This is a genomic window from Acidaminococcus sp. HCP3S3_H5 (genome assembly GCF_052122235.1).
GTDB lineage: Bacteria > Bacillota > Negativicutes > Acidaminococcales > Acidaminococcaceae > Acidaminococcus.
Genome location: NZ_JBQKCS010000001.1, coordinates 315,182 through 337,504 on the forward strand (window position 1 = coordinate 315,182; position 22,323 = coordinate 337,504).

A 22,323-nucleotide genomic window follows, 5' to 3' on the forward strand; every position below is an offset into this window, starting at 1 on the left:
CTTCCTTTCTTCAGGCTGCCTTTTTCCGTTTGGAAATAATGGACAGGCAGGAACCGAACAGGATCAGGGCGATGCCCACGATCATGTTCACCGTAATGGGCTCATCAATCACCAGCCAGGCCATAAAGGCGGTGAGGATGGGTTTGATGTAAAAAGCCAGGGACGCGGTAGCAGGGTCCGTATATTCCATGGCCAGGAAATAGCTGGCGTATCCCAGCCCCGTCACCCCTACGGCGATGTAGGCCAGAGGCGGGATGTGGGCAGCGGTAAGGCCGCTGAGAATGGGAATGTCCGTAAAGACTTTCAGTCCCAGGGACAGCATCAGGTTCCGCACCGGTTCAAAGGTGGAGATCCCGATCAGGACCAGCATTTCCAAAGACCCGCAGATGAAACTCAGGCTGGTCATGGCAATGCCCCCGTAGCGTTGGGCGTGTTTCCGTCCGGCGATGCCGTACAGGGCAAAAGTCAGGGCAGACAGCAGGATCAGGATGATGCTCAGCTGGCTGCCGGACATGTTCACCGGGTTTACGATGCAGATGATCCCGGCAAAGCTGGCCATCAGGGAAAAGACGGTCAGTTTGTCAATGGGCTCACCCAACAGGAAATAGGCAAACAGCACCACGAACACCGGGTTGCAGCTGAAGATGACCCCGTTTACCGAAGCCTTGCCGTAGACAATGGCCATCTGATACAGGATCATGCTGACCACAACCCCCAGGAAACCGGAAAACAGGAAGAATTTCAGATCCTGTCCGTTCAGCTGGACGTTCTTTTTCTTCAGGGCGCTGAAGGCCATGGGCATCAGCACCAGTCCCCCGATCAGGAACCGGAGGAATGTGATCTGGATGGGATGGAACATGTTCCCGAAAAACTTCAGGGCCGTTTCCATAGTCCCAAACAGAAAGGCGGTTACAAGGACGAAAATATACCCCTTATTCATAAAATTTTACTTGACTCCTTCCAGGATAAAATCCAAAGGAAGCGTCGCGGAGGCGTTTCCTGGGTATAACAGATGGTTATTTCTCACCGATGATCCGGACTTCCGGCTCCAGCCAGACGCCGCTCATGGCGTGGACCCGTTCTTTCACGTCGTCCATCAGCTGGAGGATCTCCGTGGCCGTGGCATGGCCCCGGTTCACCACAAAACCGGTGTGTTTCTCTGATACCTGGGCATCACCTACCCGGTAGCCCCGAAGGCCTGCCTGGTCGATCAGTGCCGCTGCAAAATATCCTGGAGGTCTCTTGAAAGTGCTTCCCGCACTGGGGAAATTCAAAGGTTGTTTACTCACCCGTTTTTGGGTCAGATCATTGATCCGCTGCCGGATAGCTTCCGGATCATCCCGGGTCAGTTCCAGGGTGGCATCCAGAATGATGTCCCCGGTCTCCATCACCACAGAATGGCGGTACCGGAAGTCCATTTCTTCCCGGTCCAGGGTCCGGCATCTGCCCTGGGTATCCGCCACAGTCACCGTACGGACCAGGGTGCCGATTTCGCCCCCGTAGGCACCGGCATTCATAAGAATGGCGCCCCCCAGGCTGCCGGGGATCCCGGAAGCGAATTCCAGGCCGGACAGTCCTCCTTCTGCCGCCGCCGAAGCCAGCCGGGAAAGAAGCACCCCTGCTTCCACCCGGATGGTGGTACCTTCAATGGCCAGCTTCTTCAGGCTGCGGCCCAGTTTCACCACACAGCCCCGGACGCCTTTGTCCAGGACCAGCAGGTTGGATCCGTTGCCGATTACCGTAAGCGGGACGTTCTGATGGTGGATCTCCTGAAGGAGGCTGCACACCTCTTCCCGGGTCTCCGGTGCCACCAGAAGGTCCGCCGGCCCCCCTACCCGGAAGGTGGTGTACTGTTCCATAGGGGCATTGATCTGGAATTTCCCGGGCAGGTGTTCTTCCAGAAAAGAAAGTAAACCAGACATGGTCATCAGTCCATAACTTCCTTCAACGTATCACTGAGGGTCTTGGACAGGTCTCCGAACATCATCTGGAACCGGATGTAGGCCTGGATGTATTCTGCGGCCACCGGGTTCAGCTGGAGCACGTTGTACAGTTCCTGCATTTTCTTCACTTTGGCATCATCAGGTTTCTGGCCCTGGTACTGGGCGATTTCCAGTTCCTGTTTCTGCTTCAGGAAATCCTTCACCATGGATTCTGCAGAAGAATCCGAGGCCAGTTTCCCTTTGGCTTCCACCAGCACTTTATATTCATGGGATTCCTTAATGGCTTTGCAAAGATTGTTCATTTCGTCATAAACGTTCATGGTCTGAACCTCCTAAAAATAGATTCATATCTTATTAATTTTACCATAAAAGGATAAAATTTGCAGACAAATTTTTCCAAAGGAAACGCAGCCGGCTCCTTTTCACTGGTTCAGCACCTGGTACCGGCTGCCGGCGTCGTAATCGAAATGCCACCATTCCATATCGCTGGCCGTAAAGCCCTGCAGGGTCATCTGCTGCCGGAGCAGGTCCCTCAGGTACCGCTGCTTCTGGGTCCCTCCGGCAAACTGGGCATACTGGGCCGGGGAGGGTTCGTCAAAATCCGAGATCATGGGTACTTCTTCTCCCGTGTCCAGGCTGTACAGGCTCACGTCGATGCTCCGGCCGGAATTGTGGGAATACCCTTCTTCCGCCTTGGGAAGCATATCTGCATGGTCCTTGCCCAAAGCCAGGGTGGCCAGTTTGAAATCCTGCCAGGACCGGTAGGCTTCCCACACCACCAGGCCGTATCCATAGGGCCGCAGTCCGTTCTGGACCCTGGCCAGGGCCTGGGCGGCGCTCCGGTCCAGCAGGGCGTTCTGGCGCAGCACCAGAGGCGCCCCGAAAAGATTGTTGTCCGTGGTGTACCGGAGATCCAGCTTTACCCCGGGTACGGTCTGGGCCACATCCACCAGGTCCGCAGTCTTGTCATAGGGCAGACTGGGTGGCACGGCTGCCGCCGCTTCCTTCCGGAGTTCTTCCATGGGGTTGGGAGGCGTCACCCGGACAGGTTTGCCGTTTTCCCCACCGGTGAATCGGCGGGTATAGCTTTTCTGGCCCAGGTTCAGGCTGATCCCCAGGCCGTTCTTGTCACGGTCGAACCGGACCGTGCTGTCCGCATCGGTGTTGGGTCCCACTTCCCGCAGGTCATAATTGTCGTAATGGTTCTTCACCAGCTGGTACACATTACTGCCGGTGTAATCCCGGTCCTGGCTCTGGAACCGGTACAGCAGCTGGAGCTGGCCCTTATTTTCCCGGACCGCCACCTGCTCTCCGTTTCCCTGATAAAAGCCCACCAGGGCCGCTTCTTCCCGGTTCAGTTCCTCCGGTTCCCAGGCTGCCGCCCGGGCCGTCAGTGCCAGCCCCACACAAAGACAGGCTGACAGGATTGCCGTTTTCTTAAACATCCCGGTTCTCTCCTTCCTGTTCCACCGTATCGTCCTCCGGCAGGGGATGGACGTTTTCCACCACTTCCGCCTCGTGGGCCCCGTTGGCATCCACCTTAGACGGAGGGGCACAGGGCGGGAAGGTGATCACAAAGGCCGTGCCCTTGCCCACCTTGCTCTGGACCTGGACCCTGGCCTTGTGCATCCGGATGATTTCCCTGCCGATGGCCAGTCCCAGCCCCGTCCCGGGAATATGCCGGGAATGGGATTTGTCCGCCTTATAGAACCGCTCCCAGATATAGGGAATGTCCTCTTCAGGAATTCCGAAGCCCTGGTCGGCCACGGTAAGCACGGTACCCTTCTGGCGGTTTTCCATCACCTGGAACCGGATTACCGAACTGTCCGGGGAATACTTCATGGCATTGTCCCCCAGGATCATCACCAGCTGATACAGCCGGTCCCCGTTGCCGTACACCAGAAGGCTGTCATCCACATACTGTTCCAACCGGATATCCCGTTTCTTGGCCCGGCCTTCCAGCATGTTCACCACGCTTTCCACCACTTTGCCCAAAGGGATGGGTTCCATTTCCTCTCCTTCACCCCGCTGGAGCCGGCTGATGTCCAGCAGTTCGTTGATCAGCCGTTCCAGCCGCTGGGTTTCGTCGTTGATCAGCTTCCGGTATTTCCTGATGTCTTCCGGATCCGTAATGGTCCCATCGGACAACGCTTCATTGTAGCCCTGGATAATGGTAATGGGAGTCCGGAGCTCGTGGGACACATTGGCCACGAAATCCCGGCGCATCTTTTCCATTTTCCGGCTTTTCCGTACGAACTGTTCCAGATCCCGGCCCAGGGAATTCAGACTCCGTCCCAGGTCCGCCACTTCGTCATCTCCGTCCACTGCCACTTTCAGGGAATAGTCCCCCAGAGCAATGGCCTTGGCGGAATTCTTCATGGAAATCAGAGGCTTCACCATCCGCCGGGTAAGCCCGCTGACAATAATCACACTGACGAACAGGGCGATGATCCCCACAATGATGGTGTAGATGTAAATATCCTTCAGCACCTTGTTCAGGCCTCCCAAAGGAGACGCCAGCAAAAGGGCCCCGGTCACTTCCCCCCGGGTGTCCTTCAGGGGGATCCCCACCATCAGCACCTGTTCCTTGTAGTAGGGATGATAAATCCGTTCATTGACCCGGTCCCCGCTGTACACTTTCGCCAGGGTTTTCCGGAACCGCTCGCTGTTGGGGCCTCCTTCCTGGATCTGCTGATCGATGGCCGCCACGCTTTTCATCCATTTTTCCCGGCGCTTGGCTTCCCGTTCCTGTTTGGAGGAATCTGATCCATCATGGACCTGTTCGTATTCCGTACCAGTTTCCGAAGCCCCGATCAGGTCGAACTGGTTGTTGAACACCCAGATCCGGGCCCCCACCAGCTGGTCCATGGAAGTAAGATATTCCCGAAGGATGGTCTTGTCCATGTGCGTGGCGTCGAAGTACCGGATCATCATGGCCACCTGGCCGCCTTTGTCATTGAGTTCCAGTTCCTTGGTCCGGAAGAAATAATCGGTGATCAGGTAGCTGAGGCCTACGGAAATTCCCACGATAATAGCCAGAATCAGGCCCATGTAACTGTACATGAGCCTGGTGCTTAATGACTTCTTCACTTTTTGACCTCAAACTTGTAGCCCACACCCCAGACGGTCATAATGTCCCAGGTGGAATCCGGCGGAATGTCCAGTTTGTGCCGGACCCGCTTGATATGGGTATCCACAGTACGGGTATCCCCGTAGTAGGTGTAGCCCCAGATCTTTTCCAGCAGCTGGTTCCGGCTGAACACGATCCCCGGATTGGAGGCCAGGCACCAGAGCAGTTCCATTTCCTTGGCGGTGAAGGTGATTTCCCGGCCAAAGGCAACCACCCGGTATTCGCTGAGATTGATCATCAGGTTGGGATATTCCAGCACCTGTTTGTTCTGGCTGTTCATGGAGGCGTTGGTCCGGCGGAGCACCGCTTTCACCCGGGCCACCACTTCCCGGGTATTGAAAGGTTTGGAAATGTAGTCGTCCGCCCCGATCTCCAGTCCCAGGATCCGGTCGTCATCAGAATCCTTGGCCGTGAGCATGATAATGGGAATGTCGGAAATCTTCCGGACCTGTTTGCACACTTCCAGTCCGTCCAATACAGGCATCATAATGTCCAGCAGGATAATGTCCGGCTTGCCGGCCTGGACCTGGACCAGGGCTTCTGCCCCGTCCGCCGCTTCAATGACCTTGAAGCCCTCTTTTTTGAAATAAATGCTTAAAATCTCACGGATCTGCGGTTCGTCATCCGCGATCAATACGGTCTGTTGTTTGTTCATAGAAAGCCCTCACTCTTCTGGCAGAAAGCTGCCGGATTGAAAGAATCCCTTCTTCCAGGACCCATAACTGAGTGTCCAAAAGCGGCACTCCATTGGTTTATTATATCATAAAATGTCAACAGAGGGGGACCGTTGCCTTTGCAGCAGTCCCCCTCCTGGCTCATTTCTTCGACCGGAGCCGGAGATATTCTTTTTTCAGAGCATCAAAGGTTTCGTCACAGATATCGTGTTCGATTTTGCAGGCATCGTGTTCCGCATGTTCCTGGGAGACGCCCAGGGATATAAGGATGTGGGTCAGCACCTGGTGCCGCTCATAGATCCGTTCCGCAATATCCCGGCCGGTTTCCGTCAGGTTCACAAAGCCCGATTCGTCCACCGTAACCAGGCCCTCTGCCCGGAACTTTTTCATGGCCACACTGATGGTGGGCTTGGAATAGCCCATTTCGTTGGCAATATCAATGGAGCGTACCAGCCCCAGACGATTTTTCAGCACCAGGATGGTTTCCAGGTACATTTCCGTGGATTCTGATTCATGGTATTCCATACGTTTTCACCTTATTGCTGCAGCATCGGAGATGCTGGTTATTTTGGTTAGTGTTTACATTCTATTCTACACTATGTTCAGCAATTGTGCAAACGGGGAAGGATCTCCGGTATGTGTCAACAAGTTCTCAGTAAAACCTTCATCACAGTATAGTTATTCATTCATGTCCGAAAGTAAAGAGTGAAGAGTGCAGAGTGAAGAGCATGGGCCCGTAGAGGACGCACAACAGGCGGTTCGCCAGATGTACGAGTCTCCGACCCCAACGCTGTAGGGGCGGGCCTGTCAGGCCCGCCCGTCCCGGCCGCCCAGAGGGCAAAAAATTCTATACCCATACACCCGCGTGCTCCACCCCAGGAGCGACAACACCCGATGTTGTCCCGTAACCAAGGAATCCAGATGTGTCCCCCTTTCAGGGGGACACAGAAGAGGGGCTGCTGCATGCGCAGCAGCCCCTCTCCTCAGGCTGGAGACTTTCCCTTTCCTTACATCAGTTTCCGGAACATTTCGATGACCTGTTCCTTGGTGGCTTCTCTGGGGTTGCCGGGATAGCAGGCGTCGGCCAGAGCGTCTTTGGCCAGCTGGTCCAGGTCTTCTTCCCGGATCTTTTCGTTCTTTTCCGGGATCCCCACGTCCTGGGACAGCTTCCGGACAGCGGCAATGGCAGCATCCCGGTATTCTTCCTGGGTCATGGAATCCACTCCTTCCACCCCCATGGCTTTGGCGATGGCTTTGTATTTGTCGCCGGTGTATTCCTTATTGAATTCCATGGAAATGGGCAGCAGCATGGCGCAGGCTACTCCGTGGGGAGTGTCATAATGGGCGGACAGGGTGTGGGCCATGGAATGGTCGATGCCCAGGCCCACATTGGAAAAGCCCATGCCGGCAATGTACTGGGCCAGGGCCATGCCTTCCCGGCCTTCTTTGGTGTTGGCCACTGCGCCCCGGAGGTTTTCGGCGATCAGCCGGATGGCTTCGATGTGGAACATGTCGGTCATTTCCCAGGCGGCTTTGGTGGTATACCCTTCAATGGCGTGGGTCAGGGCGTCCATGCCGGTGGAAGCGGTGAGGCCTTTGGGCATGCTGGACATCATATCCGGATCCACGAAGGCCACTACAGGCATGTCATGGGGATCCACACAGACGAATTTCCGTTCTTTTTCCACGTCGGTGATCACGTAGTTGATGGTCACTTCCGCAGCGGTACCGGCGGTGGTGGGCACAGCCAGGATGGGCACGGAAGGATTCTTGGTGGGAGCGCAGCCTTCCAGGCTCCGGACGTCAGCAAATTCCGGGTTGGCGATGATGATGCCGATGGCCTTGGAGGTATCCATGGAGGAGCCGCCGCCGATGGCGATGATACAGTCAGCGCCCGAGGCTTTGAAGGCTTCCACCCCGTGCTGGACGTTGGCAATGGTGGGATTGGGTTTGATGTCGGAATAGACGGTGTAGGGAATGTTGGCCGCATCCAGCAGATCGGTGACTTTGGCGGTGACGTTGAACTTCACCAGGTCCGGATCGGAGGCTACGAAAGCTTTGGTGAACCCTCTGTTCTGGAATTCGGTGATGATGTCTTTAATGGCACCGCTGCCGTGATAGGAAGTACCGTTCAAGGAAATTCTGTTTGCCATAAAAAAACTCCCCTTTCTTTTGTTACGGAATCGGAACACAGTCCGTTGTTCTTTGATTCCATTGTAAAAAAGAAAGAGAAGTTCCACAAGTGACACTTTTCCTCATCTGTCACCTTGACTGTTCAGTCATTACCGGAGCAGGTCACAGCGGACGAAAAGGTCCGTAAGAGCAGGCGGCATGGCCTGGAGCATCAGGTCCGCCAGCTGTTCCGGAGCTGCATCCCGGGTTCCCCGTCCCACCCATTTGGCGGTCATGTAGACGGAGGCCTGACAGTACATTTCCAACAGGGCCAGCACTGCCCGCTCCAGGTCTTTCCCGGTCTTTTTCCGGTACAGGTCCTGGTAGAACCCATAGATTTTCCGGAAGTCGTGGTCTTTCAGATTGTTCTGCTGGTCCGACTGGAACGCCGCCCGGAAGAACACCTTTTCCGCCTGGATATAGCGGAATTTCCGGACCAGGCCTTCGTAAATGGTCCTGCCGTAGCCCATTTCCCGGAAGGAATTGGCCAGCAGTTCATCAAAGTACCAGTTCACCAGATCATATTTGTCCAGAAAGTGCCGGTAAAAGGTCTGGCGGGATACCCCGGCCTCCCCGGTGATTTCCTTTACGGTGATGTCTTCCAGGCTCTGCCGGGCCATCAGCCGTTTCACCGCCTCTGCCAGCCGGTATTTGCCCCCGGATTCCCCGGTATGCTGTGATTCCTGTGGTTCTGCCATTGGGTCCGTCCCTCCCTGCTATGGTGTACAGACCCTATTATAGCAAAAAAAGGGGGGTGTGAAAAAATGAAGAATCATTTTTTCACACCCCCTGGTCTCAGGCCGTTGACCCTTGACCTTGTTTACTTCAACAGCCCGCTTTCTTTCCAGGCCCGGGTGACCTTTTCTCTTTCTTCGTCGGTCATGGGGCACAGGGGCAGACGGTAGGGCCCCGGGTTGAAGGGTGTCATCAGTCCTACGGCTTCTTTGATGGGGATGGGGTTGCTCACCAGGAACATGCTCCGGGACTGGAGGACCATGGTCTTGTTCAAGTCCCGGGCCTTCTGGACTTTACCCTGTTCGAAGCTCTGCATCATCTCCTGGATCAGTTCTCCGTTCACATTGCTCAGGACGGAAATCAGCCCTACGGCGCCTACGCTCATAAAAGGCAGGATCAGGGCATCGTCCCCGCTGTAAATGGAGAAATCTTCCGGCACCAGACGGTACAGGTCTTCCACCTGGCTTACATTGCCGGCAGCTTCTTTAATGGCCACAATGTTTTTGCATTCATGGGCCAGACGGGCAACGGTGGCAGGCAAAATATTGCTGCCGGTCCGTCCGGGCACGTTGTAGATCACAATGGGCAGGCTGGTATTGTCTGCAATGGTCTTGAAATGACGGTAGAAACCTTCCTGGGAGGGCTTGTTGTAATAGGGCCCCACCACCAGGACTCCATCGGCGCCCACTTTTTCTGCCAGTTTGTTCATTTCCAGTACATCCGCCGTGTTGTTGGAGCCGGTGCCTACGATCACCTGGCCTTTGCCTTTGGCTCTTACCTTGGCGATGACTTTGGTAAACAGTTCTTCTTTTTCTGCATAGGTCATGGTGGGGGCTTCCCCGCTGGTGCCGCTGACCAGGATGGAATCAGAGCCGTGGTCCAGCAGCCAGGAGGCGAATTCCGCCGTCCCGTCCGCGTTCAGGGAGCCGTCTTCGTTGAAGAAGGTCACCATTGCTGTAATCAGTCTTCCGAAATAAGGTTTCTTGTTCATGCTAACCACCTTTTATTGTTGGAAAGCAGCGTGCAGGGCATTGACTGCTTCTTTTACCTGGGATTCCCGTACAATGGCGGAAATCAGGTTGTCAGAATCTGTAGTTTGAAGGATCTCGATGCCGGCTTTGGCCAGAGCGTTGATGAACCGGGCCATGATGCCAGGCACACCGCCCATATGGGAGCCCACCACGGTCACTTTGGCGCAGTCTTCCACTTTGGTGTACTTGCAGTTTTCCGCTTTCAGCACTTTTTCCGCATCAGCGGCAGCAGCACTGTACACGGCGAACATCAGGGAATGGGGCTGGAGGCTCATGGTACCGATGCTCACTCCGTTTTTGGCCAGGGTGTCGAACAGTTCAGCCCCGTCATTGGTTTCCAGGTTCACGGAGAAGAAGGCGATGTTGTTCTTGCTGGCCACCCCGCAGGCATGTTTTTCTTCCAGGGAATCGGTTTCTTCCATTTCCTTGGGCTGGTCTTCCTTGCTGATCAGGGTACCAGGGGCTTCGGAGAAGGTGCTCTTTACCACCATGGGGACCCCGTAACGCATAACGATTTCCACCGCCCGGGGATGGATGACCTTGGCGCCCTGGTGGGCCATTTCACGGATTTCATCATAAGAGATCTGTTTGATGATGTGGGCATCCTTTACAATCCGGGGATCGGCGGTCATGACCCCGTCCACGTCGGTGTAGATTTCCACCTTGTCCGCATGGACGGCTACCCCGAAGGCGGCGGCAGAGGTATCGCTGCCCCCACGGCCCAGGGTGGTCACGTTCTTGTGATCGGCGGTTACCCCCTGGAACCCGCAGATTACAGGGATGATCCCCTGTTCCACCAGTTCCAGCAGGTTGTCCGGTTCCACCGTGCGGATTTTGGCATTGCCGTATTCATCATCGGTGATCATGCCGGCCTGGCCCCCGGTAAGGGCTTTAGCCTTCAGGCCTTTTTCCTGGAGGGTGGCGGCCATTACCGTGGAGGAGATGATTTCTCCGCAGGCCATCAGAAGATCCAGTTCATGAGGAGCCGGGTTGGGGTTCACACTTTTCAGCATATCGATCATGGTATCCGTAGCAAAGGGATCTCCCCGGCGTCCCATGGCGGACACCACCACAATGGGAGAATATCCCTGGGCAATGGCTTCCTGGACTTTGCCCACCACTTTTTCACGGGTGGCAGGCGTAGCAACGGACGTTCCACCGAATTTTTGTACAATGATTTTCATTTTAAACTCAGGCTCCCCTCGAATATCTCGTTTGGTTTTCTCTTACAGCCAGCCGTTCTTCACCATGGTTTCCGCAATCTGCAGGGTGTTCAGGGCAGCCCCTTTGCGGATCTGGTCCCCTACGCACCAGAAGTTGAAGCTGTTGGCCGCGGATTCATCCCGTCTCAGACGGCCCACATACACATCGTTCTTGCCGGAGGTGTACAGAGGCATGGGATAGATCTGCTGGGAAGGATCGTCCTGGAGCACCACGCCGGGGAAGCCGGCCAGAGCCTTGCGGATGTCTTCCAGTTCCACGTCATGTTCCAGTTCCACGTTGACGGATTCGCTGTGGCTCCGGTATACGGGAACACGGACGGTGGTGGCAGTAATGCGCATTTCCGGATCGGAGAAGATTTTCTTGGTTTCGTTGACCATCTTCATTTCTTCCTTGGTGTACAGGTTGTCCAGGAAGATATCGATCTGGGGCACCAGGTTGAGAGCCAGCGGGAAATGTTTCTTGGCGCTGGCGCTGGGGAAAATCTTGGCGGTCATTTCTTCGCCCCGGGCAGCCTGTTTGATCTGGTTTTCCAGTTCGTCCAGCCCGTCTTTGCCGGCGCCGGAAGCAGCCTGGTAAGTGGAGACGATGATCCGTTTGATCCGGGCCAGATCGTAGATGGGTTTCAGGGCCATGACCATGATGATGGTGGAACAGTTGGGGTTGGCAATGATCCCGTGATGTTTGGTAATGTCCTGAGGGTTCACTTCAGGGACGATCAGAGGCACATCCGGATCCATCCGGTAGGTGCTGGAGTTGTCGATCACCACGGCACCGGCCTTTACGGCAATGGGAGCAAAGGTCTTGGAGATGCTGCCGCCGGCGAACAGGGCCACATCCACCCCATTAAAGGAGTCGGCTTTGGCTTCTTCCACTTTATATGTCTTGCCCCGGACGGTGAGTTCCTTGCCGGCGCTGCGGGCAGAAGCCAGCAGTTTCAGGTTTTTGAAGGGGAAGTCCCGTTCGTTCAGCAGATTGATGAATTCCTGTCCAACGGCGCCCGTAGCACCCAGAATTGCCAAGTTGTATTCTTTCATGATTTTCGTCTCCTCTTATCCTTAATCCAGAATCTGATCCAGTCCGTACACCAGGCCCTTGCGGTTTACCATGGTCCGGCAGCCCAGCATCACACCGGGCATGTAGCATTCCCGGCTCACCGGGTCGTTGCGCACCGTAAGGGTTTCGCCCATGCTGCCGAAGATGATTTCCTGGCTGGCCACGAACCCGGGCAGCCGTACGCTGTGGATCCGCATCCCTTCATATTCGCTGCCTCTGGCATGGGGCAGTTTCTCCACTTCATCGGGATTCCCCTGCTGGACAAAGCCGCCCCGGACTTCCGCCAGTTTCTGGGCGGTAAGGATGGCCGTGCCGCTGGGAGCGTCCAGCTTTTTGTCATGATGCATTTCGATGATCTCCACCTGGGGGAAGTATTTGGCCACTTCTGCGGCGATTTTCATCATCAGCACCGCCCCCATGGCAAAGTTGGGACAAACCAGGATGCCCACGTTGTTCTTTTCCGCCAGGCCCTTCAGTTCACCCAGGTTTTCCTGGGTGAAGCCGGTGGTGCCTACTACGGCGTTGACCCCGGCGTTCAGGATGATCCGCAGGTTCCCCATGACCACATCCGGCCGGGTGAAGTCCACCACCACATCGGGCTTATGGGCTTCCAGGGCCTGTACCAGGTCCGTATCCACCGGGCAGCCTTCCACGGTTTTGTCCTTGCCGAACACGTCCACGGCGCCCACCAGTTCCATATCCTTCTGCTGCAGGACCGTTTGTACCACTGTATGCCCCATTCTGCCCAGGGCACCGTTTACCATCACTTTGATCATTCTGTGCATCTCTCCTTTGTTGATCCTTTGGGAGACAAAAAAGCAGGTCATCGAGGCGAGCCCAATGACCTGCAAGAAAAGAAGCCGCTCCTGCCGTGGCAGGGGACTTGGTTCCGTTCCCATTGATAGCTCTCCACCCAAAGGCGACAGTCTGCAGATTGTTCACCTGCATCCCAGCATAAGCGCGCACCCGCAGCTTTGCTTCGGCGGTTCCCCTTTCATTCCCCTCAACGGTGTCCCTCAGAGAATTACTGATGTTTTCCGCGCCTCTATCTTTTGTTTAGTTATGGTAACAGTATAGGAGTTTATCTTCAACTTGTCAACCTTTATTCACTACCGAAGACAACTTTTTTCAGTCCCGGAGCCCTTTCCGCAGTTCCGCCTGGGTCCGGCTGAAGAAATTTGTTAAATCTTTTACAAACTGCTGGGAATATACCGTGCTGTCAATGGTGCTCCGTTTGGCAAAGATGGCTTTCTGCTGGGCCAGGTTCTGGCCTTCGTAGCCCCGGAGAGCTTCCACCAGCCCATCATAGGTGGCTCCGTAGCTGTAATCCGGAGTGGCTTCCATCTGTTTGCCCAGGGCCAGGTAGAATTCATTCCATTCTTCTTTGGAAAGGTCCTTTTTCAGGGCCGTCAGGCAGCCCCGGATCAGGTGAGCCTTCAAATAAATATATTCCCGGAGGGCCGTTTCCCGCTGTTCCGGGAACAGTTTGAACCATTCATACAGCTGGTAGCCGCCCCAGTCTCCCATGGTGTCCACCAGGCCGATCATTTTCTTCCATTTATTGTCCGTCATGGTCATCCCTCATTTCGTGGTGCTGCCGAAGCCGCCGCTCCGCTCCTGTTTGGGAGCCCTGGCGTCATCATCGGCCAGCAGATACGTATAGAAAATCCCCTGGGCCACCCGTTCCCCTTTTTCCAGGGTCACGTCCTGGCTGCTGTCATTGGCCAGGGCCAGCAGCAAATGGCCTTCGTTGTCTGGATTGTTGTAGTAATCCGCATCCACAATGCCTTCGTTGTTCACCAGGCGCAGGTGGCGTTTCACCGCCATGCTGGACCGGATGTGGATGCCCAGGTATTCGTTGTCCTGCATGTAGGCCTTTACTCCGGTGGGGACCATTTTCTGGCTGTGGGCCGGAATGGTCACGGTTTCCGGCAGATAAATGTCGTACCCGGCACTCCGGGCGGTCTGCCGGCTGGGCAGGGGGAAATCCACCTCTTTATAGGAAGAGATTTTTTCAAATCCGCGGATTTTCATGTTTCACAGGCTCCTTTTTGTTCTCCAGATTCCAGGCCTGGATCTCTTTTTCCAGGGCGGCCACAAAGGTCCGCTGAGGAATGGGGAGAAATTCTTCTTTGATCTTTTTCTTTTCCAGGCTCTTCCCTTTCCGGGTCAGCACCTGGATCTGGTTGATCCGGTAGGTGTGGTCAGCTTGGTTGATTTCCACATCCATAATGCATTCTTTGGCCGAATCATCCTCTTTCAGATCCTTGGCATACAGGTGATCCAGCAGCCGGATGAACGAGGGATTCTTCAGCACTGCCCGGGCTGTGGCCTGGGTCAGGGACGGGGTCCTGGATTCCTGGCGGAACGAGGCAAGGTCCGTATAGTAGGCTCCGGAAGTATTTTCTCCCAGAAGGCTCCAATCAGTGGGTTTGGCCGCCAGGGCATCCCCGCTGCCCCAAAGGACAAAGCAGGAAAACGCCAGGGCCAGCAGTTGTTTTTTCATAGGCCCACTCCTTCACAGTTGGTTTTATTCCTTCATATTATAGGATACCAGGTTGCAAGTCAAGGGGTTGGACTGGCAACAGTTCCCCACCACCCCATCATCACCGCCCCGGCGGCTCCGGCTTCTTTCAGTTCCGGGACCTTTTCCGGGGTGATGCCTCCCAGGGCGTAGACGGGGATGGGGCTTTGGGCGCACACCTGCCGGAGCTGTTCAAGGCCCCGGGGCGCCAGACCCGGCTTGCACCGGGTGGGATAAATATGGCTGAAGGTGCAGCAGTCCGCCCCCAGCCAGGCTGCCTCCAGCACCTCTTCCAGACTGTGGCAGGAGGCCCCCACTTGCCCTGGGAATTTCTGCCGCCACCTGTGAGGCAAGGCCCGGAGCACCGGCATGGGCAGCTGGATTCCCTCCGGCTCCAGTTCCAGCGCCGCTTCCACAAAAGTATGGAACCAGCAGGGAACCCCCGCCCGGCGGCATTTTTCCAGCACCTGCCGGCCCAGGGAAACATATTCCTCCAAAGAAAGGTCCTTTTCCCGCAAAATCACTCCCGCCGGACGAAGGGTCAGGATCCGGTCCAGCTGGTCCAGAAAGGGCATGGAGTACAAATGCCGGTTGGTGATGCAGAAAAGGGGAAACGACATGGGAAAGGCCTCCTTGACAGGGATTTTATGTTGATTATAGCATAAAAAAGGGCCTGCCGGATGTTCGGCAGGTCCTTTTTATCCATTCAAAGCCAGCTGTGCTGGCATCCAACGGCCATTGACTATTAACCGTTAACAACCAAATTCACTTTTTCCACAGCCCATGGAGGTTGCAGTAAGCGTAAGCGAATTCCACTTCATCCCCATCCACCAGGGCGAACACGGCCTTGGGAGCATCCCCCGGCTTCAGTTCTTTTCTCTGGTTCCCCTGTTTGGTGTGCAGGGAGATCCATTCAATGTAATGTTCCGGCTGCATGGGATGGAGCACGGAACCAACGGTCACCGTTACGATATTGCCGGAAACTTCCACTACCGGCACATGTTTTTCCTGAGCGGCGTCCGTGGTATTGGGCACCAGTTCATCCATCTTCTGGCCGCAGCACATTACCGGCACGCCGGTTTCTTTCACAACAGCGATGATCTTCCCACAATGAGCGCATTTGTAGAATTTCTGTTCCATAAAAAATTCCTCCTCACAAGCAAATGGTATGGTTGTCAGCCTTCGTCGACAATCTTTTCTGACAAGTCCATGATACCATAAAAACAGGAGGAAAGAAAGGGGATAATGTGATATAATAGTAAATAAATAATAATTCTTTGCTTAAAATATTATCTGCTATTTGAAAGGAGGCCCCTTATGGGATTTTTCACCAAAAAGATCACTGTTTATAAGGAAAAAGGCTGCAAAGCCCACTGGCAAACTGCCAAAGAAGCCCTGAAAAACGCCGGCATTTCCTTTTCCTCCACCTCCCTTCCCAGCGAAGCCCCCGCCTGCGGCTGCGGTGCCAAGCTGGATATCCGGGATTTTGGCCCTAAAGGAAAAATCGACCGGGATATGTACTACATCGATGTGGAAGAAAAAGATGTGGACCGGGCCCGGGAAATCCTGGCCTCCCTTGACGGAGCCACATGGGCATGATAAAATACAATGTACACACTATACCTGGGGATGTACCGGTTTCGACGGGGGTAGATGGTGTGCGATAAGCGAGCTGGGATTCCGCCAACCCCATTAAACGGTGGAAACGCGTTATAAACGCAGACGATTCTTACGCTTTAGCAGCTTAAATTGCTAACGTCTTTCCTCTTCATTCCTGCTGAAGAAGAATAGACGACACTTGCAGGATACCTGCCATCCAATTCTCGGAGGATGACAGGGAAACCCATCGAGATAGCAGGTCGACTGGCCCGTCTGCAGGCAAGCCGGCTGCGAAACAAAATATGCAGTCTGCGCTCGGAGAAGTTCGCATGGCAATTCTTTCGGACAGGGGTTCGACTCCCCTCATCTCCACCAATGCTTATTACGGGAACGGGTTAGCGTCACATACTGTTAAAAACCTTGTAAACATGCGGGTTTTGGGGTTTTTAAACCAGTTTGGACGTTTCACACCGTTCCTTTTTTCATGCCTGTTTTGCCAACTTTTTGCCAACTTTTCAAAAATCAGCAGAGCAAAATTTGCGCACTTTTTCAAAGTCTGGAAAGCCGCGTTCCACACCGGCTGCCAGAGCCAGGGCCATAGTTTTCACATTCTTCATCTTGCATCTCTCCTTTTTGTGCATAAAAATAGGGCAGCCGGTTTCCCGGTGCCCTTGTATAACACTATGAAATTCAGGCAGAAGAAAAGCCCGCTGCCGGAGCAGGGGGATTTTCTTCGATAAAAATCAGTTTGGATTTGCCCATTTTTTTGCTTCGTCAAAAGCTTTTTTTAACGTACCATTTTCATCATCTTCAACAATTTCAAACTTACCAGATACCTCACTATCCAGCAAACGAGGTTCGTTAATCAAATAAACATAGTCTTCTCCCGAATCATCTATGATTTTTATCCAAGGAACCTTGACCCCAACAACTGCATAAATTTTATTACTTGTAAACGCATCTACCCCTTGATTGGGGCCAATATACCTAACTTTCATCTTATTTTCTCCTCTCAACAGGCCATCCTTTTACTTTAAAGTCAATACTTTTTATCGTTTTTACATTAGCCAGGCATTGCCGTTTTTCTCAACCTGGCATGATGCGTTTGGCCACATACCGGCTTTTCTCCTGTATGGCGTTCTGGAGGGCTCTCTGGGCGGTTTTTTCTCTGCCGCCGCTCCATCATTCGTCCGTGCATACGGGATGACCGGGCGGGATTGCTTCGCAGCCCTTGGTCATCCCCTACGGATTTCTACCGGCCAATCGGTTAGGCTCCGCAGGGCCGGTCGCAGCGGTTCGGTCTCGAGTCTCGAGACAAAAAAGGGATGTTGCCCGTGCAACATCCCTTTTTCTTTTACATCCCCTGCTTCTTGATGAAGGCCCGGATGGGTCCGAACCCTTCGATTTTGTTCAGGGTGTCTCCCTGGGTTACCAGCAGGGTGGGTGCGCTCTGCACCTGGTATTTTTCCGCCAGTTCCGGATGTTCTTCGGCGAAGATCTCTGTAAAGGCGGCTCCGTGTTTTTCCAGTTCTTTCACAGCCATTTTGCAGTTGGGGCAGGTGTGGGTCCCGAACAGGATCCAGCCTTTGTCCCTGCCGGCGCTGACCACCTGTTTGGCTTCAGTGGGAGCCGGTTTCACCGCCGGTTTGCGGAACTGGGGCCGCTGGCCTTTGGCTTCTTCTTTGTTCAGATAGGATTGGCCCAGGTCATAGACTTTCCGGTCCTTGAATTCCTGGATCTTCCCGTCGTTCCAGTTCTGCACCGGCCGATAATATCCGGTGATCCGGCTGTAGACTTCGGTCTTCTTGCCGCAGTAGGGGCAGGTGTACTGTTCCCCGTTCAGATACCCGTGTTCCCGGCAGATGCTGTAGGTGGGAGACAAGGTAAAATAGGGCAGCTTGTAGTTGTTGGCAATCTTCCGCACCAGACCGGCGGCAGAGTTCCAATCCGGCAGTTTTTCGCCCAGGAAGGCATGGAATACGGTACCGGAGGTGTACAGGGTCTGGAGATCATCTTCCATATCCAGGGCGGTGAACAGGTCTTCCGTATACCCCACCGGCAGATGGGAGGAGTTGGTGTAATACGGGGTTCCGTGTTCGTTGGCGGTGATGATGTCCGGATACTGTTCCTTGTCGTGCTTGGCCAGCCGGTAGGTGGTGGATTCCGCCGGAGTGGCTTCCAGGTTGTACAGGTCTCCGTACTGTTCCTGGTAATCCTTCAGCCGTTCCCGCATATGGGTCAGCACTTCCTTGGTGAATTCCAGGGTTTCCGGATGGGTCAGGTCCTTCCGGAGCCAGTTGGCGTTGAGCCCCACTTCGTTCATGCCAATGAGCCCGATGGTACTGAAGTGGTTCTTGAAGGTGCCCAGGTACCGTTTGGTGTAGGGATAGAGCCCGGCATCCAGCAGCTTGGTGATTACGGTCCGTTTGGTCTTCAGGCTCCGGGCGGCAATGTCCATCATATGGTCCAGTCGGCGGTAAAAATCATCTTTGTCCTTGGCCAGGTAGGCAATCCGGGGCATGTTGATGGTGACCACCCCTACGGACCCGGTGGATTCCCCGGACCCGAAGAAGCCCCCGGATTTCTTCCGCAGCTCCCGGAGATCCAGCCGCAGCCGGCAGCACATGCTCCGGACATCGCTGGGTTTCATGTCGGAATTGATGTAGTTGGAGAAGTAAGGAGTGCCATATTTGGCGGTCATTTCAAAGAGCAGCCGGTTGTTTTCCGTATCGCTCCAGTCGAAATCCTTGGTAATGGAATAGGTGGGAATGGGATACTGGAAGCCTCTCCCGTTGGCGTCCCCTTCGATCATGTTTTCGATGAAGGCCTTATTCACCATATCCATTTCCTTCTTGCAGTCCCCATAGGTGAAGTCCTGTTCCTTACCCCCCACAATGGCAGGCACGTCTTTCAGGTCGTCGGGGACGGTCCAGTCCAGGGTGATGTTGGAAAACGGTGCCTGGGTACCCCACCGGCTGGGAGTGTTCACCCCGTAGATGAAGGACTGGACGCACTGCTTCACTTCCTTATAGCTCAGGTTGTCCTTTTTCACAAAAGGCGCCAGATAGGTATCAAAAGAAGAGAAAGCCTGGGCTCCGGCCCATTCGTTCTGCATGATGCCCAGGAAGTTCACCATCTGGTTGCACAGGGTGGACAGGTGGCTCGCGGGAGAAGAAGTGATCTTCCCGGGGATGCCACCCAGTCCTTCCTGGATCAGCTGTTTCAGGCTCCAGCCGGCGCAGTAGCCGGTGAGCATGCTCAGATCGTGGATATGCATGGCAGCGCTTTTGTGGGCGTCAGCCACTTCCTTGTCGTAGATTTCATTCAGCCAGTAGTTAGCGGTAATGGCTCCGCTGTTGGACAGGATCAGGCCCCCTACGGAATAGGTGACCGTGGAATTTTCCTTTACCCGCCAGTCGTTGACATGGAGGTAGTTGTCCACCAGTTCCTTGTAGTTCAGCAGGGAGGAATTCACGTTCCGGATCTGCTCCCGCTGTTTCCGGTACAGGATATAGGCCTTTGCCACATCGGCATAGCCGGAATCGGACAGTACCTTTTCCACACTGTCCTGGATGCTTTCCACGCTGATCAGATTGTCCTTAATCTTGGGATCGAAGTCGGCAGTGACTTGCAGAGCCAGCATGTTGATGATGCTGGGATGGTAGTTTTTGTGAAGTGCTTCGAATGCTTTGGTAATGGCACTGCTGATCTTGGTCACGTCAAAATCAACGATCTGGCCATCGCGTTTTACCACTGAATACATGGCTCCATTCCCTCTTTCTCTTGATTGCTCTTCCAAAATGCTCTTTCATTGTAGCCCGTATTGGAACGCTTGTCAATATATGGTGGTAATATACAACGTTGTATACTAGATGTTGTGTCATACGCCCCGCAGTCCAACCTTGTCCGCCAGGGGCTCCAGCAAGGCTGCATACCGTTCCAGGGATTTTTTATCCGGAGCAGTGAAGCCGGCAAAGGGGACGGTGTCCCGGTCCTTGAAAGCCTGGAGATAAAAAGCCGGGATCTTTTTCCCTTTTTTGGCAAGGAGCGGCTCCAGGTAATCCCGGATTTTTTCAAACGAACGTTCGGTGTGGAGCTGTTCCACAACGGTTGTACGAAGCTCGAAGGGGACGGATCCGGAAAGGAGCTTATCCAGGCTCCCGGTCACCTGTTCCAGAGGGGATACCTCCCGGCCCACAGTAAGGGCGTAGTCTTCCGGAGCGTTTTTCCAGTCCATGGCCACGTAATCCACCAGGTGCCGGTTCAGGATCTCTCCCAGAAGGTCCGGATAACACCCGTTGGTATCCAGCTTCACCAAAAGATCTTTTTCCTTCAGCCGTGCCAGGAAGGCTGCCAGATCAGGCTGGAGACAGGGCTCTCCTCCGCTGACCACCACACCGTCCAGGATGCCCTTCCGGGCGTCCAGATAGGCCATCACTTCCTCCATATCCTGGGAGGGCATTTCGCCTTCCAGGAGCTCGCTGTTGTGGCAGTAGGGACACCGGAGATTGCATCCCCCGGTAAACAGGGTGCAGGCCACTTTCCCCGGGTAATCCACCAGGGATACTTTCTGCCAGCCGGCAATGTGCATGTTTCTCCCTCCCCTCCTGACAAATCGGTATCATTATATCACGGCTGAAAAAATATAAAAGACTTGACAAAAACGTGTGTTCATGGAACGCAAGGCGGGATGCGGGTTTGGGAAATTTTCTCAGATATGCGAAAAGAGGACCCTCTGGAGCAGGATCCTCTTTGTGTGATTGGATATTCTGTTGACTATCCTTGCGCTTACAGCCCCATGGCCATTTGCATGGTATGTGCAATGTCCAGGAACTTACTGATGATGATGGCGTTGGTGATGTTGCTCAGGAACCCACCGATAACCGGTACCACGAAGAAGGCCAGTTTGGAGTAACGGTACTTCTTGCACACGGCCGTCATGGTTACCATGGATACGGGCACGGCACCCAGGCCGAACCCGGTATGACCAACGGCGATGACTGCTGCATCGTAGTTCTTGCCCATTCCGAAGAAATCCACGAAATAGGAGTAGAAGATGATGAAAATGGCCTGGGCCATGCAGAGGATGAACAGCTGGAGGCCCATGCCGGCCAGGGTCCACAGTTTCATGGAAATGATGGACATGGACACGAACAGACCCAGGGAGAAGTCCCCAACGGTATCGATGCCTTCATACAGGGCCGTATGATCTGCGCCCTTCTTGGCGTCGAAGAACAGACGGATCAGGATGCCGGCAAACATGCAGCATACGTGGATCGGGAAGGAGATGTGCAGGGCTTTCAGCACGGTGAACACGGCACCGCCAACCCCCAGGGCGAAGCACATCAGGTACATGGCCTGGACCACATCCCCTTTGTGCATCAGGTTGCCCATGGTGGACTTCCCGGATTCTTCTTCCATTTCACCCTTCCCATCCAGAGCAGGATCTTCCAGGTGATGTCTCCGGACGATGAACCGGCCAAAAGGCCCGCCGATGATGGCGCCGGAGATCAGACCAAAGGTGGCTGCAGCGATGGCGGCTTCCATGGCATTGCTCTGGCCGAACTGTACGGCGATGGGAGCAAAGGCTGCGGCGTTGCCGTGGCCCCCGGTCATGGGAATGGAACCGGTCATCATGGACAGCAGAGGCGGAACCTTCAGTACAGAGCCCAGGCCCAGGGCGATACCGTTCTGAAGAGCGGCCAGGACGGCAGCGGAAATGCAGAACAGCACCACGTATTTGCCGCCGGTTTTCAGCAGGCTCAGGCTGGCTGCCGCACCGCTGGCGGCAAAGAAGATGCAGTAGAACAGGCTGTTGGCTACCTTGTAGTCAAATTGCAGTTCGCAGATGCCCGCGTTGTAAAGCAATAAACTGATAATGGCAAAAATCGTACCGCCGACAACTGCACCAGGCAGGCAGTACTTCTTCAGGAACGGGAATTTGGCTCTCAGCCAGTCGCCGAACCAGATAGAAAGTACTCCCAATGCCAGTGTGTGGAACATGGATAATTTGATAATCATCCTCTCCATAATGAACCCCCCTTAAAGATATAAAGTATGATTCCAGATTGGCTGTCCCGCTCCAGAAGGGACAGCCGGTTTACATGTTCAATTTTAGCAAAGAAACTGTGAAATCTCAAGGATATTTTCCGAATATTGTTAACTGTAACTGTATTTTTATTATTTCCAATAGTCGTTTGTGTGTATTCTGTATACATATAAAAAAGGGGTGTTGCAC

Annotated in this window: 23 protein-coding genes, 1 other RNA gene and 1 riboswitch; of the genes, 2 read left to right on the forward strand and 22 right to left on the reverse strand. The window is 54.4% G+C overall.

The genetic code is table 11. The annotated features are described in order from the left end of the window. Positions 1 to 10: 10 nt before the first annotated feature. The 18 genes from ACTQY5_RS01600 to ACTQY5_RS01685 all read right to left on the reverse strand — a co-directional run bounded on the left by ACTQY5_RS01600 (position 11) and on the right by ACTQY5_RS01685 (position 15,626). Positions 11 to 940 (reverse strand): DMT family transporter, encoded by a 930-nt coding sequence (locus ACTQY5_RS01600; RefSeq protein WP_022487602.1) that lies wholly within the window; start codon positions 938 to 940, stop codon positions 11 to 13. Between the two features lie 76 nt (positions 941 to 1,016). Then, a complete protein-coding gene (gene murB, locus ACTQY5_RS01605; protein ID WP_022487601.1) occupies positions 1,017 to 1,928 on the reverse strand; it encodes a UDP-N-acetylmuramate dehydrogenase in 912 nt (303 codons plus the stop codon). Beyond that, the gene (locus ACTQY5_RS01610) at positions 1,928 to 2,263 is read right to left on the reverse strand and encodes a YlbF family regulator (protein WP_022487600.1); all 336 of its coding nucleotides are present in this window, start codon (positions 2,261 to 2,263) and stop codon (positions 1,928 to 1,930) included. Before ACTQY5_RS01610 ends, murB begins: the two co-directional genes overlap by 1 nt. Before the next feature lie 102 nt (positions 2,264 to 2,365). After that, complete coding sequence (locus tag ACTQY5_RS01615; RefSeq protein WP_195839626.1) at positions 2,366 to 3,388, reverse strand: M15 family metallopeptidase; 1,023 nt, start codon at positions 3,386 to 3,388, stop codon at positions 2,366 to 2,368. Beyond that, entirely contained in the window at positions 3,381 to 5,033 is a 1,653-nt protein-coding gene (locus ACTQY5_RS01620; protein ID WP_279127104.1) for a sensor histidine kinase, read from the reverse strand. Before ACTQY5_RS01620 ends, ACTQY5_RS01615 begins: the two co-directional genes overlap by 8 nt. Further along, positions 5,030 to 5,728, reverse strand: coding sequence for a response regulator transcription factor (locus tag ACTQY5_RS01625; RefSeq protein ID WP_022487597.1), 699 nt, complete (start codon positions 5,726 to 5,728; stop codon positions 5,030 to 5,032). Before ACTQY5_RS01625 ends, ACTQY5_RS01620 begins: the two co-directional genes overlap by 4 nt. A gap of 160 nt (positions 5,729 to 5,888) precedes the next feature. Continuing rightward, a complete protein-coding gene (locus ACTQY5_RS01630; protein WP_022487596.1) occupies positions 5,889 to 6,272 on the reverse strand; it encodes a metal-dependent transcriptional regulator in 384 nt (127 codons plus the stop codon). Positions 6,273 to 6,754: 482 nt separating this feature from the next. Continuing rightward, complete coding sequence (fucO, locus tag ACTQY5_RS01635) at positions 6,755 to 7,900, reverse strand: lactaldehyde reductase (protein WP_154488177.1); 1,146 nt, start codon at positions 7,898 to 7,900, stop codon at positions 6,755 to 6,757. A 129-nt stretch (positions 7,901 to 8,029) separates the two neighbouring features. Next, a complete protein-coding gene (locus ACTQY5_RS01640) occupies positions 8,030 to 8,617 on the reverse strand; it encodes a TetR family transcriptional regulator (protein ID WP_022488300.1) in 588 nt (195 codons plus the stop codon). Between the two features lie 122 nt (positions 8,618 to 8,739). After that, complete coding sequence (gene dapA / locus ACTQY5_RS01645; RefSeq protein WP_022488301.1) at positions 8,740 to 9,645, reverse strand: 4-hydroxy-tetrahydrodipicolinate synthase; 906 nt, start codon at positions 9,643 to 9,645, stop codon at positions 8,740 to 8,742. 12 nt (positions 9,646 to 9,657) lie between these two features. Next, positions 9,658 to 10,869 carry an aspartate kinase gene (dapG, locus tag ACTQY5_RS01650; RefSeq protein WP_022488302.1) on the reverse strand — a complete coding sequence of 404 codons (1,212 nt, stop codon included), beginning with the start codon at positions 10,867 to 10,869 and terminating at the stop codon, positions 9,658 to 9,660. 42 nt (positions 10,870 to 10,911) lie between these two features. Continuing rightward, positions 10,912 to 11,943, reverse strand: a complete 1,032-nt coding sequence (locus ACTQY5_RS01655; protein WP_022488303.1) for an aspartate-semialdehyde dehydrogenase — start codon at positions 11,941 to 11,943, stop codon at positions 10,912 to 10,914. 21 nt (positions 11,944 to 11,964) lie between these two features. Further along, the gene (gene dapB / locus ACTQY5_RS01660; RefSeq protein ID WP_022488304.1) at positions 11,965 to 12,738 is read right to left on the reverse strand and encodes a 4-hydroxy-tetrahydrodipicolinate reductase; all 774 of its coding nucleotides are present in this window, start codon (positions 12,736 to 12,738) and stop codon (positions 11,965 to 11,967) included. Between the two features lie 118 nt (positions 12,739 to 12,856). Beyond that, positions 12,857 to 13,018: riboswitch (Lysine riboswitch) on the reverse strand. A 72-nt stretch (positions 13,019 to 13,090) separates the two neighbouring features. Continuing rightward, on the reverse strand, positions 13,091 to 13,534 hold the full coding sequence (locus ACTQY5_RS01665) for a hypothetical protein (RefSeq protein WP_022488305.1): 444 nt from the start codon (positions 13,532 to 13,534) through the stop codon (positions 13,091 to 13,093). A gap of 9 nt (positions 13,535 to 13,543) precedes the next feature. Next, entirely contained in the window at positions 13,544 to 13,996 is a 453-nt protein-coding gene (locus ACTQY5_RS01670; RefSeq protein WP_022488306.1) for a deoxyUTP pyrophosphatase, read from the reverse strand. Continuing rightward, positions 13,977 to 14,468 (reverse strand): hypothetical protein, encoded by a 492-nt coding sequence (locus ACTQY5_RS01675; protein WP_022488307.1) that lies wholly within the window; start codon positions 14,466 to 14,468, stop codon positions 13,977 to 13,979. The genes ACTQY5_RS01670 and ACTQY5_RS01675 overlap by 20 nt, the downstream gene beginning before the upstream one ends. A 59-nt stretch (positions 14,469 to 14,527) precedes the next feature. Further along, a complete protein-coding gene (locus ACTQY5_RS01680) occupies positions 14,528 to 15,106 on the reverse strand; it encodes a thiamine phosphate synthase (RefSeq protein WP_022488308.1) in 579 nt (192 codons plus the stop codon). A gap of 145 nt (positions 15,107 to 15,251) precedes the next feature. Continuing rightward, entirely contained in the window at positions 15,252 to 15,626 is a 375-nt protein-coding gene (locus tag ACTQY5_RS01685) for a desulfoferrodoxin family protein (RefSeq protein WP_441368697.1), read from the reverse strand. Between the two features lie 177 nt (positions 15,627 to 15,803). On the opposite strand from ACTQY5_RS01685, the gene ACTQY5_RS01690 reads away from it, so the two are divergent. Together ACTQY5_RS01690 and ssrA are read left to right on the forward strand one after the other, a co-directional pair. Further along, complete coding sequence (locus ACTQY5_RS01690) at positions 15,804 to 16,085, forward strand: hypothetical protein (protein WP_022488310.1); 282 nt, start codon at positions 15,804 to 15,806, stop codon at positions 16,083 to 16,085. A gap of 26 nt (positions 16,086 to 16,111) precedes the next feature. Next, positions 16,112 to 16,460, forward strand: a transfer-messenger RNA (tmRNA) gene (gene ssrA, locus ACTQY5_RS01695). A 368-nt stretch (positions 16,461 to 16,828) separates the two neighbouring features. Here ssrA and ACTQY5_RS01700 read toward each other — a convergent pair. The 4 genes from ACTQY5_RS01700 to ACTQY5_RS01715 all read right to left on the reverse strand — a co-directional run bounded on the left by ACTQY5_RS01700 (position 16,829) and on the right by ACTQY5_RS01715 (position 22,115). After that, positions 16,829 to 17,083, reverse strand: a complete 255-nt coding sequence (locus ACTQY5_RS01700) for a hypothetical protein (RefSeq protein WP_022488312.1) — start codon at positions 17,081 to 17,083, stop codon at positions 16,829 to 16,831. A gap of 356 nt (positions 17,084 to 17,439) precedes the next feature. Next, positions 17,440 to 19,848, reverse strand: a complete 2,409-nt coding sequence (locus ACTQY5_RS01705; RefSeq protein ID WP_441368698.1) for a ribonucleoside triphosphate reductase — start codon at positions 19,846 to 19,848, stop codon at positions 17,440 to 17,442. A gap of 117 nt (positions 19,849 to 19,965) precedes the next feature. Then, the gene (locus ACTQY5_RS01710; protein ID WP_022488314.1) at positions 19,966 to 20,676 is read right to left on the reverse strand and encodes an anaerobic ribonucleoside-triphosphate reductase activating protein; all 711 of its coding nucleotides are present in this window, start codon (positions 20,674 to 20,676) and stop codon (positions 19,966 to 19,968) included. Between the two features lie 197 nt (positions 20,677 to 20,873). Next, on the reverse strand, positions 20,874 to 22,115 hold the full coding sequence (locus tag ACTQY5_RS01715) for a sodium/glutamate symporter (protein ID WP_012938553.1): 1,242 nt from the start codon (positions 22,113 to 22,115) through the stop codon (positions 20,874 to 20,876). Positions 22,116 to 22,323 lie beyond the last annotated feature (208 nt).

Excerpts from the sequence above, each read along its gene's own strand:
- ACTQY5_RS01700 (WP_022488312.1), bottom strand. The coding sequence starts at position 17,083 with ATGAAAGTTAGGTATATTGGCCCCAATCAAGGGGTAGATGCGTTTACA.
- ACTQY5_RS01665 (WP_022488305.1), bottom strand. The coding sequence starts at position 13,534 with ATGACGGACAATAAATGGAAGAAAATGATCGGCCTGGTGGACACCATG.
- murB (WP_022487601.1), bottom strand. The coding sequence starts at position 1,928 with ATGACCATGTCTGGTTTACTTTCTTTTCTGGAAGAACACCTGCCCGGG.
- ACTQY5_RS01675 (WP_022488307.1), bottom strand. The coding sequence starts at position 14,468 with ATGAAAAAACAACTGCTGGCCCTGGCGTTTTCCTGCTTTGTCCTTTGG.
- ACTQY5_RS01640 (WP_022488300.1), bottom strand. The coding sequence starts at position 8,617 with ATGGCAGAACCACAGGAATCACAGCATACCGGGGAATCCGGGGGCAAA.
- ACTQY5_RS01710 (WP_022488314.1), bottom strand. The coding sequence starts at position 20,676 with ATGCACATTGCCGGCTGGCAGAAAGTATCCCTGGTGGATTACCCGGGG.
- ACTQY5_RS01600 (WP_022487602.1), bottom strand. The coding sequence starts at position 940 with ATGAATAAGGGGTATATTTTCGTCCTTGTAACCGCCTTTCTGTTTGGG.
- ACTQY5_RS01610 (WP_022487600.1), bottom strand. The coding sequence starts at position 2,263 with ATGAACGTTTATGACGAAATGAACAATCTTTGCAAAGCCATTAAGGAA.
- ACTQY5_RS01655 (WP_022488303.1), bottom strand. The coding sequence starts at position 11,943 with ATGAAAGAATACAACTTGGCAATTCTGGGTGCTACGGGCGCCGTTGGA.
- ACTQY5_RS01630 (WP_022487596.1), bottom strand. The coding sequence starts at position 6,272 with ATGGAATACCATGAATCAGAATCCACGGAAATGTACCTGGAAACCATC.
- ACTQY5_RS01625 (WP_022487597.1), bottom strand. The coding sequence starts at position 5,728 with ATGAACAAACAACAGACCGTATTGATCGCGGATGACGAACCGCAGATC.
- ACTQY5_RS01705 (WP_441368698.1), bottom strand. The coding sequence starts at position 19,848 with ATGTATTCAGTGGTAAAACGCGATGGCCAGATCGTTGATTTTGACGTG.
- ACTQY5_RS01670 (WP_022488306.1), bottom strand. The coding sequence starts at position 13,996 with ATGAAAATCCGCGGATTTGAAAAAATCTCTTCCTATAAAGAGGTGGAT.
- ACTQY5_RS01690 (WP_022488310.1), top strand. The coding sequence starts at position 15,804 with ATGGGATTTTTCACCAAAAAGATCACTGTTTATAAGGAAAAAGGCTGC.
- ACTQY5_RS01685 (WP_441368697.1), bottom strand. The coding sequence starts at position 15,626 with ATGGAACAGAAATTCTACAAATGCGCTCATTGTGGGAAGATCATCGCT.
- ACTQY5_RS01615 (WP_195839626.1), bottom strand. The coding sequence starts at position 3,388 with ATGTTTAAGAAAACGGCAATCCTGTCAGCCTGTCTTTGTGTGGGGCTG.
- dapB (WP_022488304.1), bottom strand. The coding sequence starts at position 12,738 with ATGATCAAAGTGATGGTAAACGGTGCCCTGGGCAGAATGGGGCATACA.
- fucO (WP_154488177.1), bottom strand. The coding sequence starts at position 7,900 with ATGGCAAACAGAATTTCCTTGAACGGTACTTCCTATCACGGCAGCGGT.
- ACTQY5_RS01715 (WP_012938553.1), bottom strand. The coding sequence starts at position 22,115 with ATGGAGAGGATGATTATCAAATTATCCATGTTCCACACACTGGCATTG.
- ACTQY5_RS01680 (WP_022488308.1), bottom strand. The coding sequence starts at position 15,106 with ATGTCGTTTCCCCTTTTCTGCATCACCAACCGGCATTTGTACTCCATG.
- dapG (WP_022488302.1), bottom strand. The coding sequence starts at position 10,869 with ATGAAAATCATTGTACAAAAATTCGGTGGAACGTCCGTTGCTACGCCT.
- dapA (WP_022488301.1), bottom strand. The coding sequence starts at position 9,645 with ATGAACAAGAAACCTTATTTCGGAAGACTGATTACAGCAATGGTGACC.